The organism is Paenibacillus sp. FSL W8-0426, assembly GCF_037969725.1.
In the GTDB taxonomy this organism is placed as follows: Bacteria; Bacillota; Bacilli; order Paenibacillales; family Paenibacillaceae; genus Paenibacillus; species Paenibacillus hubeiensis.
On the sequence record NZ_CP150203.1, the window covers coordinates 1,550,998 to 1,566,528 of the forward strand.

At 56.1% G+C, this 15,531-nt stretch carries 14 protein-coding genes and 1 pseudogene; 6 read left to right on the plus strand and 9 right to left on the minus strand.

Annotation, left to right across the window (positions count from 1 at the left end):
- Window positions 1-93: 93 nt before the first annotated feature.
- The 7 genes and pseudogenes from MKY59_RS07035 to MKY59_RS07065 form a co-directional block, all read right to left on the minus strand.
- Entirely contained in the window at window positions 94-618 is a 525-nt protein-coding gene (locus MKY59_RS07035; protein WP_339276753.1) for an ankyrin repeat domain-containing protein, read from the minus strand.
- A 151-nt stretch (window positions 619-769) separates the two neighbouring features.
- Window positions 770-1,639 carry a helix-turn-helix transcriptional regulator gene (locus MKY59_RS07040; RefSeq protein WP_339276754.1) on the minus strand — a complete coding sequence of 290 codons (870 nt, stop codon included), beginning with the start codon at window positions 1,637-1,639 and terminating at the stop codon, window positions 770-772.
- On the minus strand, window positions 1,636-2,052 hold the full coding sequence (locus tag MKY59_RS07045; protein WP_236415376.1) for an NUDIX domain-containing protein: 417 nt from the start codon (window positions 2,050-2,052) through the stop codon (window positions 1,636-1,638). The genes MKY59_RS07040 and MKY59_RS07045 overlap by 4 nt, the downstream gene beginning before the upstream one ends.
- A gap of 93 nt (window positions 2,053-2,145) precedes the next feature.
- Window positions 2,146-2,673, minus strand: a pseudogene (locus MKY59_RS07050) (GNAT family protein); the annotation flags it as partial.
- Between the two features lie 267 nt (window positions 2,674-2,940).
- Entirely contained in the window at window positions 2,941-3,753 is an 813-nt protein-coding gene (gene speD, locus MKY59_RS07055) for an adenosylmethionine decarboxylase (RefSeq protein ID WP_236414978.1), read from the minus strand.
- Between the two features lie 485 nt (window positions 3,754-4,238).
- Window positions 4,239-4,820 (minus strand): DUF1273 domain-containing protein, encoded by a 582-nt coding sequence (locus tag MKY59_RS07060; RefSeq protein WP_339276757.1) that lies wholly within the window; start codon window positions 4,818-4,820, stop codon window positions 4,239-4,241.
- A 41-nt stretch (window positions 4,821-4,861) separates the two neighbouring features.
- Window positions 4,862-5,869: an RluA family pseudouridine synthase gene (locus MKY59_RS07065; protein WP_339276758.1), complete on the minus strand. Its 1,008-nt coding sequence runs from the start codon at window positions 5,867-5,869 to the stop codon at window positions 4,862-4,864.
- A 191-nt stretch (window positions 5,870-6,060) separates the two neighbouring features.
- Between MKY59_RS07065 and MKY59_RS07070 the strand changes: the two genes are divergently transcribed.
- A complete protein-coding gene (locus MKY59_RS07070) occupies window positions 6,061-6,468 on the plus strand; it encodes a hypothetical protein (RefSeq protein ID WP_236414972.1) in 408 nt (135 codons plus the stop codon).
- Window positions 6,469-6,657: 189 nt separating this feature from the next.
- Here the strand turns inward: MKY59_RS07070 and MKY59_RS07075 are convergent, their stop codons facing one another.
- Window positions 6,658-7,368, minus strand: a complete 711-nt coding sequence (locus MKY59_RS07075) for a GT-D fold domain-containing glycosyltransferase (RefSeq protein WP_339276759.1) — start codon at window positions 7,366-7,368, stop codon at window positions 6,658-6,660.
- A gap of 313 nt (window positions 7,369-7,681) precedes the next feature.
- Here MKY59_RS07075 and MKY59_RS07080 point away from each other — a divergent pair, with 313 nt between their 5' ends.
- From MKY59_RS07080 to MKY59_RS07095, 4 genes are all read left to right on the plus strand, one after another.
- Complete coding sequence (locus MKY59_RS07080) at window positions 7,682-8,671, plus strand: polysaccharide biosynthesis protein (RefSeq protein WP_339276760.1); 990 nt, start codon at window positions 7,682-7,684, stop codon at window positions 8,669-8,671.
- 18 nt (window positions 8,672-8,689) lie between these two features.
- Complete coding sequence (locus MKY59_RS07085; protein ID WP_339276761.1) at window positions 8,690-10,261, plus strand: nucleotide sugar dehydrogenase; 1,572 nt, start codon at window positions 8,690-8,692, stop codon at window positions 10,259-10,261.
- Complete coding sequence (locus MKY59_RS07090) at window positions 10,248-10,991, plus strand: class I SAM-dependent methyltransferase (RefSeq protein ID WP_339276762.1); 744 nt, start codon at window positions 10,248-10,250, stop codon at window positions 10,989-10,991. Before MKY59_RS07085 ends, MKY59_RS07090 begins: the two co-directional genes overlap by 14 nt.
- A gap of 223 nt (window positions 10,992-11,214) precedes the next feature.
- On the plus strand, window positions 11,215-12,297 hold the full coding sequence (locus tag MKY59_RS07095; RefSeq protein WP_339276764.1) for a glycosyltransferase family 2 protein: 1,083 nt from the start codon (window positions 11,215-11,217) through the stop codon (window positions 12,295-12,297).
- Window positions 12,298-12,451: 154 nt separating this feature from the next.
- Here MKY59_RS07095 and MKY59_RS07100 read toward each other — a convergent pair whose 3' ends face one another.
- Window positions 12,452-12,967 (minus strand): DUF5412 family protein, encoded by a 516-nt coding sequence (locus tag MKY59_RS07100; protein ID WP_339276765.1) that lies wholly within the window; start codon window positions 12,965-12,967, stop codon window positions 12,452-12,454.
- 351 nt (window positions 12,968-13,318) lie between these two features.
- Here MKY59_RS07100 and recQ point away from each other — a divergent pair, with 351 nt between their 5' ends.
- Window positions 13,319-15,199: a DNA helicase RecQ gene (gene recQ, locus MKY59_RS07105; RefSeq protein ID WP_339276766.1), complete on the plus strand. Its 1,881-nt coding sequence runs from the start codon at window positions 13,319-13,321 to the stop codon at window positions 15,197-15,199.
- Window positions 15,200-15,531: the final 332 nt, after the last annotated feature.

The following is a 15,531-nucleotide window of genomic DNA, read 5'->3' on the forward strand; positions in this document are numbered from 1 at the left end:
CTGCCGGTCGGCGGGTTTCGGGATGGATCGTCAGCTTTTCATTTTCACGATCAAGGGAAGCAGTCGCGCAAGGAGCATGGTCCCCGCTGCAAACTATCGTGCTCCGAGCGCTTCTCTCAAACAGGCGGCGGCAGTTTCATGGCCGCGCTCCAGCGCGATATCCAGTGCATTCCGGCCGTCCGCATTCATGGCTGACGGGTCGGCGCCATGCTGGAGCAGCAGCGCAATGATCTCGGCCTGATCCGTATGGTAGGCAGCCGAATGCAGGGCGAATTGTCCGTCGCTGTCAGCGATGTTCGTCGCCGCACCGCGCCCCAGCAGCAGCCGGATTACGGCGGTGGAGCGTTCGCCGGCAAGCGCCGCGTGCAGCGCCGTGTTGGAAGGGATATACGAAACCTTGGAATGGGAGACGGCGTTGACATCGGCTCCGTGGTCCAACAAGAGTTCGGCCGCTTCGCTTTGGCCAAAATGGGCGGCGTACCCGAGCAGCGTCAACCCATCCCCGTTTTCGGCATTGGCCAGCTCCGGATGTGCGGTTAACAGGGCTGCTAACGTGGCTGTATCGCCATACTGGGCAGCTGTGAACCATTTTTCCAAGGATTGTGCGTCTTGAGTCATAAGCAAAGGCCTCCATTCGCAAAAAAGATAACGTGTAACGAAGCACGGCGTTTGATGCTGCTCCAAGCTTTTGAAGCAGCATACAATCCATCGTGCATCGTCCGTCCTTCCCTGATTATAACGATGCGGGTGAACGTCTGCTTCTTCATTCTCACCTGTTTAATCGCGCTTGCGAGGGCGGCTCGCCGAATCGTCTGGCAAACAACGAGCTGAACGTGCCCAGACTTTCGAATCCGACGGCGAAGCAGATGTCTGTGACCGAACGGTCCGTCGTTTGCAATAACCGCATGGCGGCCTGAAGCCTGCATTCTGTCAAGTAACGGTGGGGCGAGATGCCGAAGACGGCTTTGTAACTGCGCAAAAAATGGTTGACCGACAATTGGGCGACGGCTGCCGTGTCGGCGAGTGACGGGGACTGGTCGTAATAGGCGGTCAAGTATTCGTGTCCCAGATAAGCCCTGCGATACAGCTCTTCCCTGGTAGAGAGCTTGGCGGCCGAGAGATTGTCCATTTCCTTGCGTACATCCTGGTGCAAGCGGAGTAAGCGCACGGCCAGGTCATGCATCCGTTCTTCCCATTCCCAGGCATCCAGCGTTTTAAGGCGATGAAGATGCCGCAGTTGGCGCAGGGTTTCTCCAAGACTGCTTTGCATGGAGTGCGTGCGTTCGACCCATTCGAAGCTTTTCGTGGACCGTGAACCGAACGGGTCGTCCAGCCGTTGTCCCTCGCTCTGCACGAGGTCTTGGCCGATCCTCTCAACGAATCCGTCGGGGAAAAAGACGCAGAAAGACTCCACTTCCGTGGGGGAATCGATATGTAACGCATACTCTTGTCCGGCGTTCAGCACGAGGAAACGATGATCGTCGACGGAAAAGTATCCTCGCCCGGCCTCATATAGGGTGGTTCCTCCACGGAACGTTTTGAGCGAAAGGGCACCGCTGCCCTTCCATGCAAAGCTTGCTCTTGATTCATGCAGGATGAAGGGGAGCAGCCTTGCAGGTTCCGAGTTCCCGCTGTTCATGCCCGCCCATCCTTAGTTCGCTTAACGGCCTCGAGTGCGGGAATGGCGAAGCAGGCCAGAGGGGAAGGCAGGTCGTTCAGCGGAAACCACGCGACCTCCCCGATCGCGCCGCCTTCCTCCATGTTGCGGGCAGAGCCGCCGACAATCCGGGTCGAGTAGAGGAGGGAGATCCAATGCTCCTGCTTCTCCGGCCGAATCGTCTCGGCAGTGCAGAGCAGTTGCTCCACCTCAATATCCAGGCCGACCTCTTCCTTGATTTCGCGGATGACCGAGTCTACGGCGGATTCGTAAGGATCGATTTTGCCGCCGGGAATGCTCCAGGTGTGCTGCTCGGGCTGTCGGTTGCGCCAAACGAGCAGTACTTCATCGCGTTCGTTGACAATGACGGCACCTACGCCGATGCGGGGCTGCACAGGTTCCGGCTCAGAAGGTCCGCAGGTCACATCTGCGTTGCCAAGGTCGCTTTCATGTGGCAAAGCCGGGCGCATGGAAAGCGGAAGTCCTGTCCGTTCAGCCCATTCCTCGGCCAGCAGAGCCATGGAAATCAGGTCGTAATGTGCTCCGCCGCGCAATACGGCGGAACGTTGACGGCCCTCCACGCGGAATCCTGCCTTTCGGTATGCATGCATGGCTGCATCATTGTAGGAAATGACTTCAAGTGCGACCCGGTTCAGGTTCAGCTCGTGAAAGGCATAGCGGAGAATAAGGGCGAGGGCGTCGCTGCCGAAGCCTTTGCCGCGATCTTGCGGATCGCCAATGCCGACCGCCAGACGAGCGGAGCGGTTGTTCCATTCGATCCGGTACAAGGCCGTGAAGCCGACGAATCGGTTGTCCTGCAGCGTGCGCAGCGCAAATTCGAAACCGCCGTCCCGGCGCACGGACGACGTTCCCGCTTCGTCCGGTGTCAGGGGGACGGCAGCATCGGTATCCACGTTGCGAAGGTAGTCGTAATTATCGGTAAATCGGGCGATTCGCAGGCAGTCCTCGGGGCACGGGGCCGTTAGCCTGACTTTGGTGCCCTGAAACAAATCCATGTCGTTATAACTCATAAGGCACCTCTTTTGTCCAGAAAATGTATTGCTGAGTGCCTTCATTATACTATGAAATGCCGTATAAGAAGAAAGAGGCTGTGCCGCAATACATGCGACAGCAGCCGTTCCTGGTGCTGCGATGGTCCGCTTTAGCGAAGAGCGTCAACCAAGCAAATACCCGCTCAAACGAAAAAAAGAAGAACAAGCTAATGCCGGATCATCCTTTGTTCAGGACCGAACCTTCATCAATGCTCATTCTTCCCTTTGGATTCAAGGGCGCTGTATGTTTTTTCCATAATAGATTTCGTCCATCTCCAGCTTCAGCCACTCCGTGATGGTCTGCTGCTCGGACTCGCTCAGCTTATTTTTCGTATACCCGAACAGGTAGTTGTCCAGGTCGAATGCCTTCAGCTTGCACTTGGTATGGAAAATGTTTTCCTGATACACGTTGACGTCGATCATGTCGAAGTTCCGTTTGATCTCGTCCGGAATGTAATTCTGGATGGACCCGATGTCGTGGTCGATGAACAGCTTGCGTCCGCTCGTATCGCGCGTGAATCCGCGCACCCGGTAGTCCATGATCATAATGTCCGTATCGAACGAGTGAATCAGGTAGTTGAGCGCTTTGAGCGGCGAAATTTCGCCGCAGGTGGAGACGTCGATATCCGCGCGGAACGTGCTGATGCCCTCGCCCGGATGAAATTCCGGATACGTGTGCACGGTAATATGACTTTTGTCGAGCTGCATGACGACATTGTCCGGCAAGGGGCCCGGCGATTCTTCGAACGATTCCTCCGGTACCTCAACGATCGGGCCTTCGGAGACCAGCATCGTGACGCTGGCGCCTTGCGGCACATAATCCTGTTTGGCGACGTTGAGCACATGCGCTCCGATGATGTCGGCAACGTGGTGCAGAATGCTGCTTAGCCGCTCCGCATTGTACTGCTCGTCAATATATTCAATGTAAGCCTCACGCTCTTTTCGCGTTTGGGTGTAACAGATATCGTACATATTGAAGCTCAGCGACTTGGTCAGGTTGTTGAATCCATGCAGCTGAATGCGCTGCTCTGGCGTTAAGCTCATGGCGGCCAATCCCCTTTATGCATACGACGCAATGATCGCAGTATTATTACTACGTATACCCTATTCCATGCCAAATAAACATGGGGTCCCTGCGAATAATCGGTTGAAAGGCGGGGATCCACGACGGCATTGCGCGATAAAAAAGAGCAGAACCACGGATTGAAAAGCCTGATCCAGATGTTATAATGGGGGAAGAAAGAGCTTATACTGCAAAAAGAGCCGTGCTGGACACACGACTCTCTGCGCAATAGCCGCTATTAAGGGCGGTGGGCTTTACAGGCGAGATGCAGACTTATAGACCGCAACCTTCGACCGGGGCGGTCTATTTGTGTTTGTCGGACAGCAGCGCTGCGATTAGCAAACCGAAGGTAAGCATCAGCATAAGTGCTTCAAATACTGTCACCAGGCATCACCTCCCTTCCGGGAGATTAGCCGACCGCCCATATCAGCCTTTCCATTGCGTCTAAATTATACCATGTTTGCGTCTAAAAAGCGTAGTCTTCGTACGTATTTGCGTCATTCATGCGCTCATCGTCGGCGATCGACTGAATGTCCTCAGACGTAATCGTGATGAGACGGTATTCCCCGTTTTGCTGCCTCTTCAGCGCCTTTTCCTTAATGAAGCGCGGGCTTCCTTCTCCGGCATCCTCATCATATACAAGCAGCAGCCCGTCGCTCTTGCGCAGCAGCAGGTCATCGCGCGCCGTGAACTGCCACGGTCCGACATACGGCTGGCGGCTGACCGCTCCGTAATAATCCACGCCCGTCAGAATGGAGCGGTAATACTCCTGCTTGTCTTCCTTCCATTGTTCCTCCGGGTTCAGAAAAGCGGTAATGATCGACAGCTTCAAATGAGGATATTCTTTTTTGAGCTCCATAACGACTTCGCATGCCCACAGGTCGACGCCATACTGGCCGGGCGTTAATACCCATTCCAATCCATCCTCGACCAACGGGACTAGGCGGGAGGCAATGGCTTTTTTGATAAACGGAATGCCTTCGTGCTTCTGTCCGAAAATTTGCAGCTCATGCGCCCGGTATCCGGTAATCAACAAGTTCTTCAGCATCGGTTCCTCCTATCAGACAGCTCGGTTTCCGAATGGTCCAGTTACTTCGCCGGCGGGGCGTCTTTGCGGAACGGGTACAAAAATGGTTTGGGTATGTCTGTCTCAAATTTCATGAGCTCACCCGTGGTCGGATGGATGAACGAAAGCACCCGTGCATGAAGGCCGAGACGCCCCAGCGTTCTCGTTCGCGCACCGTATTTTTTGTCGCCTGCAACGGGATGGCCAAGCTCTTCCATATGCACGCGAATCTGGTTTTTGCGTCCCGTTTCCAGACGAACTTCAAGCAGGGAGAACTCGCGGTTTGACTGCAGCCGTTTGTAGTGTGTGATGGCATGCTGTCCATCACCCGGACGCGGACTGGAATACATCTTCAGCGTTTTGCTTTCCTTCAGCCAGGACGAGATCGTGCCGGCTTCTTTGGCTACCTTGCCTTCAACCAGAGCCACGTAGATCCGTTCCTGCACCTGGTCTTTCCAGTTGTTTTGCAGCTTCTGCTGCACTTCTTCGCTTTTGGCAAACATCATGACACCCGATGTATCGCGGTCCAGACGATGTACAACAAAGATCCGGTTGCGCGAATCGGTACGGCGGACATGCTCGGTCAGCTGGCGATAGGCGGTAGTTTCATCGCTTCGGTCTGCGGCAATGGACAACAGTCCGGATTCTTTGGAGATGACGATGATGTCGTCATCCTCATGCAAGATCGTCAGCCCTGCCATGGGCTCAGCTTCGGTCACGCCTTCTTTGCTTACCGACACGACTTGTCCAGGAACGAGGGCGTGGTTATATTGGGTCACGATCTCATTCCCGACCGAAATTTGGCCGCGGCTCAGCATGGATTTGACGGCGTTCCGTCCGGAATTGACATGCTGGAGCAAAAACGAAAGCAGCTCGTCCGCTTCATTCACCTGATACTGGCGGGGAGGCTCCGGTTTGCGAGCGGGGATATGCGCCGGCCGTTGGCGAGGTTTGTGCTTATTCGGTTTCTTGGCATCATTTCCGCGCTTTGCCGCGGGAGTGGACTTGGTGCCGTTGCGTTTGTTATTCATTATTATTCATTCTCCTTTAGGACAGCTGTATCGGGTGTGCGATACGGATCCGTTCGTTTCTTCCATGCTGTCCAATATACCATTAAAGGGCATGAATGAAAAATGGGAGGTTGCCTTCCGTAATTCATCCAAGCGGGGTCAGAGGAAGCTTCATAGTATAACCTATCAAACAGGATTGGAGGTGTGACTTTTTGGGAACCTTTCTTGATATGAAGAGTTCGATGAACTCGTCAGGCACAGGTGCGCCTAACGTAGCTTTGAGTCCAACTCCAACATTGTTCGGCATCATTGGATTGGATACGATGCAAACAGTCGGTACGGTCATTACGCTGAACGGCACGGTCGGGGTGACAGGCGAAGTAGGGGACACATTTGAGGTCGTGATTGTCCGGGGAAGTGTATACAATCCGGCGAATGTCTTTTACCGGGCGGTAGGAACCGTATCGCAAAGTGAAGGGCCAGAGTTCCATTCCTTTACAGCACAGGATCTGTTGGCACCGCCGGCCTTGCTAACCGTATATTCTTCCTATATTTCGGGAGTGTCTACGTCTATTCGTACCGGACCGGAAGTATTTTATGGTATTGCATCGACGGTGTAGAACAAGTTGCCTTGCGAAGATGAACTTTCGCATGACGGTTCTTTGTTTTGCTCTAGTAACGACTTTCTCCAAAATACATGCTGCAGATGGAGAATGATATGATCGACAGGCCATTCCATGTATGTCAAAAAACCATTGGTGACCTCATCGTCATCAATGGTTTTTTGGCGTTTAATGAAAAAAGCAGATTCAGTTGGGTGAACCTTTCAAAATGATATTGTTCGCCTTGCCGAAATCGATGGCGACCTTCCCGGAAAGGGCTGCGGCTTGCTCGGCAAGGACAACAGCATTGACGCCGCAGGAGAAGAGCGCCACATCGAATTCATCCGGATGCGCCGCGATCCATTGCAGCGTCTCCGGCAAATCATCCCAACCGTCAAAAGGCAACGCTGCCGCAATGTTCAGGTTATAAGGATCTTGGACAAGGGCGTTCTGAAGCTCCTGGATCTCCCGCGTGACGAGCAGCACGCGTTTGCCTGCAAGCAATTGCCAGAAGCGCGGCGTTCGGGCCAAGTCCCGATTGACGCAGGCATGGCAGGTCAATGCCGGCTCGATGCCGTAATAAGCGAACAACTTGTCGGTCAAAGCCCTTTTTAGATAATCCGGCGCTTTGATCGTTTGATCGTCCGGCGGGAGAATGCCGACGATCGTGGCGCGCTGCAGGGAAGCGGCAACCAAATCCCGCAATACTAGATTGGGCAGAGTAAGCCCTTTTTGTCCCTTATTGGCTTTGATTGACCAACGCTCCTGCAGCACCTCTTCCATGGTCCAGACCGTTTCCTGGGCCATGACGATATTTTCCCCATCGCCAACCCTCACAAGGGAGAAGGGGGACCGTTGCCGCAGCGCCGTTTCCAGCTCAAGGAGCACGGCGTCCAATTCAAGATAGCGTGACTTCATGCGAACCCGTCCCTTCTTTTAAATTTAACTGCTCTATTCTATGTCGTTGTTGTGGTAAGGTTGTTGCGCGTTTGTCGGATACGGCGAATGAACAGGGTACATATCAGTCTATTTCTATGAAAATCGGTACGAGTGTCCGTTCCGGTTTGGACTGCTTCTCATACGTTATAGAGATTAATTTCATGAAATAGTATTTTTGATCCACGCAAGGGTGAGCAGCAGTGACATGGGAGTACGAATTCAAAGACCGCCTGAGCTGGGGGGAAATGGCAAGCGTACTTCGGAAATTCATGATCTGATTGGAGGATGCAGCATGATTAAGGGAAAAAAGATTCTGATAACGGGCGGCACGGGGTCCTGGGGACAGAAGCTGACTGAGGTGCTGCTGGAGCAGGACCCGGCCGAGATTCGCATCCTGTCCCGCAACGAATACGCGCAGATCGCGATGCAGCGGGAGTTTGGCCATGATCCGCGCCTGCGCTTCGTCATCGGGGATATCCGGGATTACACCGCCGTGGAAGAAGCCAGCCAGGGGATACAGGTGCTCTTCCATCTGGCCGCGCTCAAGCATGTACCTGTCTGCGAAGACCAGCCGGATGAAGCATTCAAAACGAATGTGATCGGAACGCAAAACATCATCCGGGCAGCTATCTATCACCGGATTCCGAAGGTGATCGACGTATCGACGGACAAGGCGGTTGACCCGATCAACGTGTATGGCATGACCAAAGCGCTTGGCGAAAAAATGATGATTCGTGCGAACGGTTTGAGCGAGCATACGCGTTTCGTTTGCATTCGCGGGGGGAACGTGCTTGGCACGAGCGGCAGCGTTGTGCCGTTGTTTCGTCGCCAGCTCGATGATGGCCAAATGCTCACGATCACGGACGAAGGCATGACCCGGTTCTTCCTGACCCGTACGGAAGCCATTCGTTTGCTGCTCAAAGCGGCCGAAGCGGCAGTCGGCGGAGAGACGTTCGTGATGAAAATGAAGGCGTGCAAAATGACCGATCTGGCCATCGTCATGCTGGAACAGGCGGGGCGCCCGGCCAGCGATTACAAGGTGACCGGCATCCGGCCCGGAGAGAAGCTGCATGAGGTGCTGGTCTCGCCGTTCGAAGCGCCGCGCACGTACAAATATGACGAGCAGTACTACGTTATTTTGCCGCAGGATCCGGATAAACGGCTGAGGGACCAATACGCCGGACTCGCCCCGGTCGCTTTTGCCGAATATCGTTCAGACAGCGAAATGATGGAACGCAAAGGGATTTTACGGTTTTTGCGCGACGGCGGCTTCATCGACTAACGGAAGGGAGGAGGACCCATGGAAACGGATGGGATGGAAGAAACGCAGAAACAAAAGGAAACGGCAGCAGGTCATGTTTCCCGTGCCGGTGGTCGACCTTGGGTCGGGGAGACTCATCAACGCTTCATGATCCCGAAGGCGAGCGAGATCGATGGGGGAAATCCGGTCGGATCGAAGATCTCGGCAACGTCTGATACAGGGAGCGGACAGAGTGTTGCCACCGGCACGATTGCCTCGATCGATGCGGACCGGATCATGCGCGGCATTAGGGAGCGGTCGCTTCAAGCGGCGGTGATCGGCCTCGGCTACGTGGGCTTGCCGATGGCGATGGAGATGGCTCAGGCGGGCTATCGCGTGCATGGCATCGACATCGATGCCCGCAAGGTATCCCGGCTGCGCGCCGGCGATTCGTACGTCATCGGCATCGACGCCGCGTTGGTGGAGGCGATGAACGAATCGGGGCGCTTCGAGGCGGGAACCGATTACCGGGCAGTGTCGCAGGCGGACGTCATCGTCATTTGCGTGCCGACGCCGCTCACGACGGAGCATGAGCCGGATATTTCGTTCATTACGGCAGCCGTGGACGGCATGCTGCCTTACCTGCAGGAAGGCAGTCTCGTTATTTTGGAGAGCACGACGTATCCGGGCACGACGGAGGAATGCGTCAAGCTGCCGATCGAAGCGGCCAAGGGGTGGAAAGCAGGCCTTCAGTTCCATGTCTGCTATTCCCCCGAGCGGGTGGACCCGGGCAGTGTGCATTACGGGGTGAAAAACACGCCCAAAATCATCGGCGGTTCGACGCCCGCCTGCCTGTCGTATGGAGAGCGGTTCTACGGTTCGTTCCTGAACGAAATCGTGCCGGTCAGCTCGACGACCGTGGCCGAGACGGCGAAACTGTTCGAAAATACGTTTCGCAGCGTCAACATCGCGCTGGTGAACGAGCTGACGCCTGCATGTGAGCAGATGGGCGTGGATATATGGGAGGTGCTGGATGCGGCGGCGACAAAGCCGTTTGGGTACATGCCCTTCTATCCGGGTCCAGGCATCGGCGGCCACTGCATCCCGATTGATCCGATTTATTTATCCTGGGCGGCGGAGCGGAAAGGGGCAGCCTTGCGTTTCATTACGCTCGCAGACGAGACCCATCGGCACGTGCCGAAGCGCATTGCCGAACGCGCGGCGGAGCTGCTGGCCAAGGACGGCGTGCCCATCGCTGGCGCACGGATCGTGCTGGCGGGCATAGCTTACAAAAAGGACATCGATGACCTGCGCGAATCGCCGGCCCTGGACGTATTCCGGCTGCTGGAGGAGGCCGGGGCGGAGGTGGCGTTCGCCGATCCGCTTGTGTCCACGTTCCGCAAGCATGACGGCACGATGGCCCAAGCTCGCACAGCCTCGCCGCAAACGTGGGCATGGGCCGACCTGGTGATCGTTACGACCGATCACAGCGGCTTCGACTACGAAGAACTGGCGGCGCATGCCCGGCTGGTCTACGACACGCGCAATGCCACTGCAGGCGTCGCAGGCGGGCGAATCGTCGTGCTTGGGCAGCCAGGGATGTCCGCGGGTGGGCGCGATGGCGAATCATGATCGGGTGAGCGAGCGCTACTACGGGACCGTCAATGCGGAGGCTTCGCATGAAGCGACGCGTGCCCGTATCCACTGGATGTGCCGCCAAGCGACGGGACAGCGCATTTTGGACGTGGGCTGCAGCCAAGGCATTGCCTCCATCCTGCTCGGGCGGGAGGGATTTCGGGTGACCGGCGTGGATCTGGAGGACGAGAGCATCCGGTATGCGCGCGAGGAACTCGCCAAGGAATCCCGGCCCGTGCGGAGCAAGGTCGATTTCCTGCTGGCGGACATTACGCAGTGGCGGGTCAGGACGGTGTTCGATACCGTGCTGCTCGGGGAGGTGCTGGAGCACTTCTCCCATCCCGAGGTGCTGCTTCTGCAATTGCACCGGCTGCTTCGCATCGACGGGACATTGGTGGTAACCGTCCCGTACGGATACCATCCCTTCCACGACCACAAGCAAACGTTCTATGCGGGCAATCTGGCGACTTGTTTAATGCCGTATTTCGATGTATACAAGATCGAGATCCATCATAAATATCTATGTTGCGCGGCGCGCAGACGTCGGGAAACCGAAATGCACGTCCAGCCGACCGCCAGCCAACTGGCGGCATGGATGAGCATGGATCATGCCGAATTCGCCGCGATCGAGCAGAGGCACCAGCAGCAGATGAATCAACGCAAAAAGGCGCTGGACAGCGCGGTGGAGCAGCTCAGGAAGCTGAAGCAGGGGCAGGACGGAACGTGACCGGCACGGATGAAATGTCGGATGGGCAGGAAGTTTCAAAGCGGTGAGAGAGTACAAAGACCGTGAGCGTCAACCGGAAGCAAAAAGGTGGAGCCATGCAGTCTGAACGAAGCAGGATGGATTTCGGGGAATAGATTTAGAAAAAAAGTACAGAAGACACCCTCACGGCAATACGCGTAAGGATAAGGAAGGAGCTAGAAACGTGATCACCATCAGCCTGTGCATGATTGTGAAGAACGAGGAACGAACGCTGGCGCGTTGTCTCGACTCGGTGAATGGCATCGCCGACGAGATCGTCATCGTGGATACCGGATCATCCGATCGCACGACGGAAGTGGCCGCGCGGTATACCGACCGGATCTATGCGTTTGCCTGGGAGGACGATTTTGCCGCGGCACGCAATGCTTCGTTCGCCCGAGCCACGCAGGAGTATATCCTGTGGCTGGATGCGGACGATGTGCTGCTGCCCGCGGAACGGGCAAAGCTGCTCGCTTTGAAGGAACGCCTGCCGTCAGGGGGGGAGACGGCAGGCGTGATCTTGAACTACACGCTGGCCGAGGGCCCGGATGGCGGTCCGCTCGTGTCGGACCGCCGGCTGCGCCTGGTCAGGCGCGACGCAGGCTGCCGCTGGCATGGGCGGCTGCACGAGCAGTTGACTTTCCCGCCGCGAGGCACGGTGACGGCAGACATTGCCGTCACGCATCGCCGCGAAGCGGACCATCATTCGGCGCGAAACGTGCGCATTCTGCGCAAATGGGTCGCCGAAAAAGGGATAGGGCATGGACGCCTGCTGTATTATTATGCGGGCGAATGTTATGACCGCCGGCGTTACGCGGCTGCGGCGCGGGCGTACGCCGAGCTGCTAAGGCGGCCGGAAGGGCATGCCGAAGACCGGCTCATCGCCTGCGCCCGGCTGGCGGATTGCTACGGGCGGCTGGGCGATCCCGGCATGAAGCTGGGTAGTCTGCTGCAGTCGTTTCAGTACGACCTGCCGCATCCCGATTTCTGCTGCGCCATCGCCGCTTGTTTCCAAGACAGGCAGGAGTGGATAGCCGCCATCTATTGGTATATGCAGGCGCTGGACGTCGGCAGTCGCGATCCGGGGCTGCGCCCGGTGCCCGTTGCTTGCCGGACCTGGCTGCCTCATGCGGGCTTATCGTTTTGTTACGCCCATACGGGACACATCGGGCAGGCTTTGCTGCATAACGGCAAGGCGTTGGAGTATGTACCCGATGACCCCGGTTTGCTGAGCAACAGAGCCAAACTGGAAGCCATACTGAGCCAAAGCCAGAACGGAAAGCCTTGATATTACGGCGGCTGGAGCAGTGCCCTAGTGTGATTGACTAGTGTGGTTTATACAGTACAACCAAGTGTCGGATCAACCTGTACCATCTCCTAAAAAATGGATCAAGAATGGAAAAGGGACGGCAAGCATGTGCGCCGTCCCTTTGGTTTATGGTTTATTCGTCCGGTCCGTAGCAGCGGACGTATTCATCCTTCATGCGCAGGCTTTTGCAGGCAAAGCCCCAGCCGTCGTAAATGTCCTCCTCGATGTTCAGCGTCACGCTGTCATCGCGGAACTCGCTCCAATTTTCGATCCGGAGCGTATGTTCGTTTTCCCATTGCAAATGGTTGTTTCCTTGATATTCCGCACGGTAGATCGTCTTGGTGGTCCAAAGGTCATCAGAGCCCCGTTTTTTTACATCGACCCACTGGGTTACGCCGCCCGGGGCGCCGCCGTATGGCACGCCGTACATTTCGGCGATAAGTTCACCGCTTGGCGAAGGCATGGAGTAGACGAGGTCTCCCTGGCGGGAGCGGTCAAAGGTGGAAAAGTAGGGACGCAGGTTAATGTACAGCATCGTTGCGACAACGAGTCCGATCAACAAAAAAGTGAACGCGGAAAAAAGCGGATGACGGTGGATCCAGGGCTGACGCGAAGTTTTGCCGGTCTGGTCGTTAACGTTATGATCCATGCAGCAGAGGCCTCCGTAAAAAGAAATATATTACATATAATACCATATTTAGCGAAGGGAACCATAGGTACTTGCTTCGACTTTGTGACAGAACGAAGAGGATAGAATAGAGTGAATGGTAATCTGGCGGATGTCCTGCGCCGGATTTGTCTCACTTGCCCGGAACTGCAAAACACGGTTGCTCATTCGGGCGTGGAACGTTAAACTAGAAGAAGCGGCGTTTGCTTGACGGACAAGTCATGAGAACGCCATTTTGTTGTCAAGGATACGGCATTTATGCCGTGATCGGATGTCAGAATCGGATGAACGAAGCCGGCAATGAACGCCGGTGACACAGTTAGGAGTCTTTAGATGAGCGTGCACATGGCGACCTTGGAAGAAGCGCAGGGTCTTCTGCAAAAATATTATGGATACCCCGATTTCCGCGAGGGTCAAAAAAAGATTGTGGCGAGCCTGCTTGAACAGGCGGACACGCTGGGCATCATGCCGACCGGGGGCGGAAAGTCGATCTGTTATCAGATCCCTGCCCTCTTGTACCCGGGACTGACCCTGGTGGTCTCCCCGCTGATCTCGTTGATGAAGGACCAGGTCGATGCGCTGACGACGGCGGGCATTGCCGCGGCATACATCAACAGCACGCTGAGCGGTCGCGAGGTGAACGACCGCATCCGCGCGGCGCAGCGCGGGGAGCTTAAGCTGCTCTACGTCGCGCCGGAGCGATTGGAGCTGGATTGGTTCCGCGACGAGATGGCGCAGCTGCCCATCTCCTGCGTGGCCGTGGATGAGGCGCACTGCGTATCGCAGTGGGGCCATGATTTCCGGACGAGCTACCTGGCGGTAGCGCCGTTCGTGGATAGTTTGCCGGAGCGGCCGGTGGTGGCCGCGTTTACCGCAACGGCGACGCCCGAGGTCATGCAGGACATTCTGCGGCTGCTGCAATTGCATGAGCCGCAGACGTTCGTGACCGGACTCGGGCGCGACAATCTGGCGTTCAGCGTGCTGCGCGGCGAGAACAAAAAGGACTTCGTCCTGAACTATGCCCTCGAGCATGCGAACGAGCCGGGCATCGTGTATGCCGCGACCCGCAAGGACGTCGACGATCTGCATCAACGCCTGCTGCATGCGGGACTTGCTGCAGGGCGTTACCATGCAGGCATGACGGACGAGGAACGGGCCGAGAGTCAGGAGCAGTTTTTGTACGACGACATCCGGGTGATGGTCGCGACAAATGCCTTCGGCATGGGGATCGACAAGTCCAACGTGCGTTACGTGCTGCATTACAATATGCCGAAAAACATGGAAGCATACGTGCAGGAAGCGGGACGCGCAGGCCGGGACGGCGAGCCGAGCCAGTGCATTTTGCTGTTCGGGGCGCAGGACATCATTACGCAGAAATTCCTGATCGAGCAGAACCCGATGGAGGGCGACCGCAAGGCGAACGATTACCGCAAGCTGCAGCAGATGGTCGATTATTGTTATACGACGCGATGCCTGCGCAGCGCGCAGCTCGATTATTTCGGCGAAGTGCATGAGGACAAGCCGTGCGGCATGTGCAGCTCCTGCACGGATGACCGCGAACTGGTGGACATGACGATCGACGCGCAAAAAATCTTCAGCTGCATTCACCGCATGCGCGAGCGGTACGGTGTATCGCTGGTGGCGTCCGTGCTTAAGGGATCGCGAGCGAAAAAAGTGCTGGATTACGGCTTCGACTCCCTGCCGACTTATGGCGTGATGGGCAACCGTACGGAACGGGAGATTGCCGAGATCATCAACGTTATGGTATCGGAAGGTTATCTGATGCTGTCCGAGGGACAGTATCCGGTCGTGCGGCTGCAGCCCTTGGCGGTAGAGGTGCTGAAAGGCCAGCGCGAAGTGATGCAGCGGGTCGTGCGCAAAACGGCGGCCACCGCCTCGGGCACGAACTACGGCGGCCGTCGCGGCCGCGATGCGATGCCTTCGGCGGTCAACGAAACGATCTTTGAGCAGCTGCGCCTGATCCGGCGCGATCTGGCGGCGAAGGAGCATGTACCTTCGTACATTATTTTCAACGATGCCACGCTGCGCGAGATGAGCGTGGTCTGCCCTGCGACGGAACGCGACATGCTGACCGTCAAAGGGGTCGGCGAGGTGAAGTACCGCAAGTACGGACAGCCGTTTCTTGAATTTTTCCAAAAGCAGAAGGGCGAAGATGCGGGATTGGATGACGATCTCTTTTACGAATATGAATGAGAGGTTGCATCGACGGATGGACTAGGGGAAATCAGTTGGGACATTTGGATATAAATGAGGGTACGGTCGAACATGACGATTTGATTTATCGGTTGCTGTGGTTAGAGTTGCAACGGATAAGATTACCTGTATATAAACCGCAAAAAACATACACACGTTAACGGAGAGGCAGAACCAATCCTGAGAAGCGAAGCGTTCGCTTAAAAGCTTTCTGAAAGAAAGCTGCATCGGAAACATAGGCTTATCACCGGATTGTCCCCTTAGAAAAGGGGATTGGAAAAATATGGGATAACAGCGATCGGAAGATGGTACTGCACTCGCAGTGGCCTTGT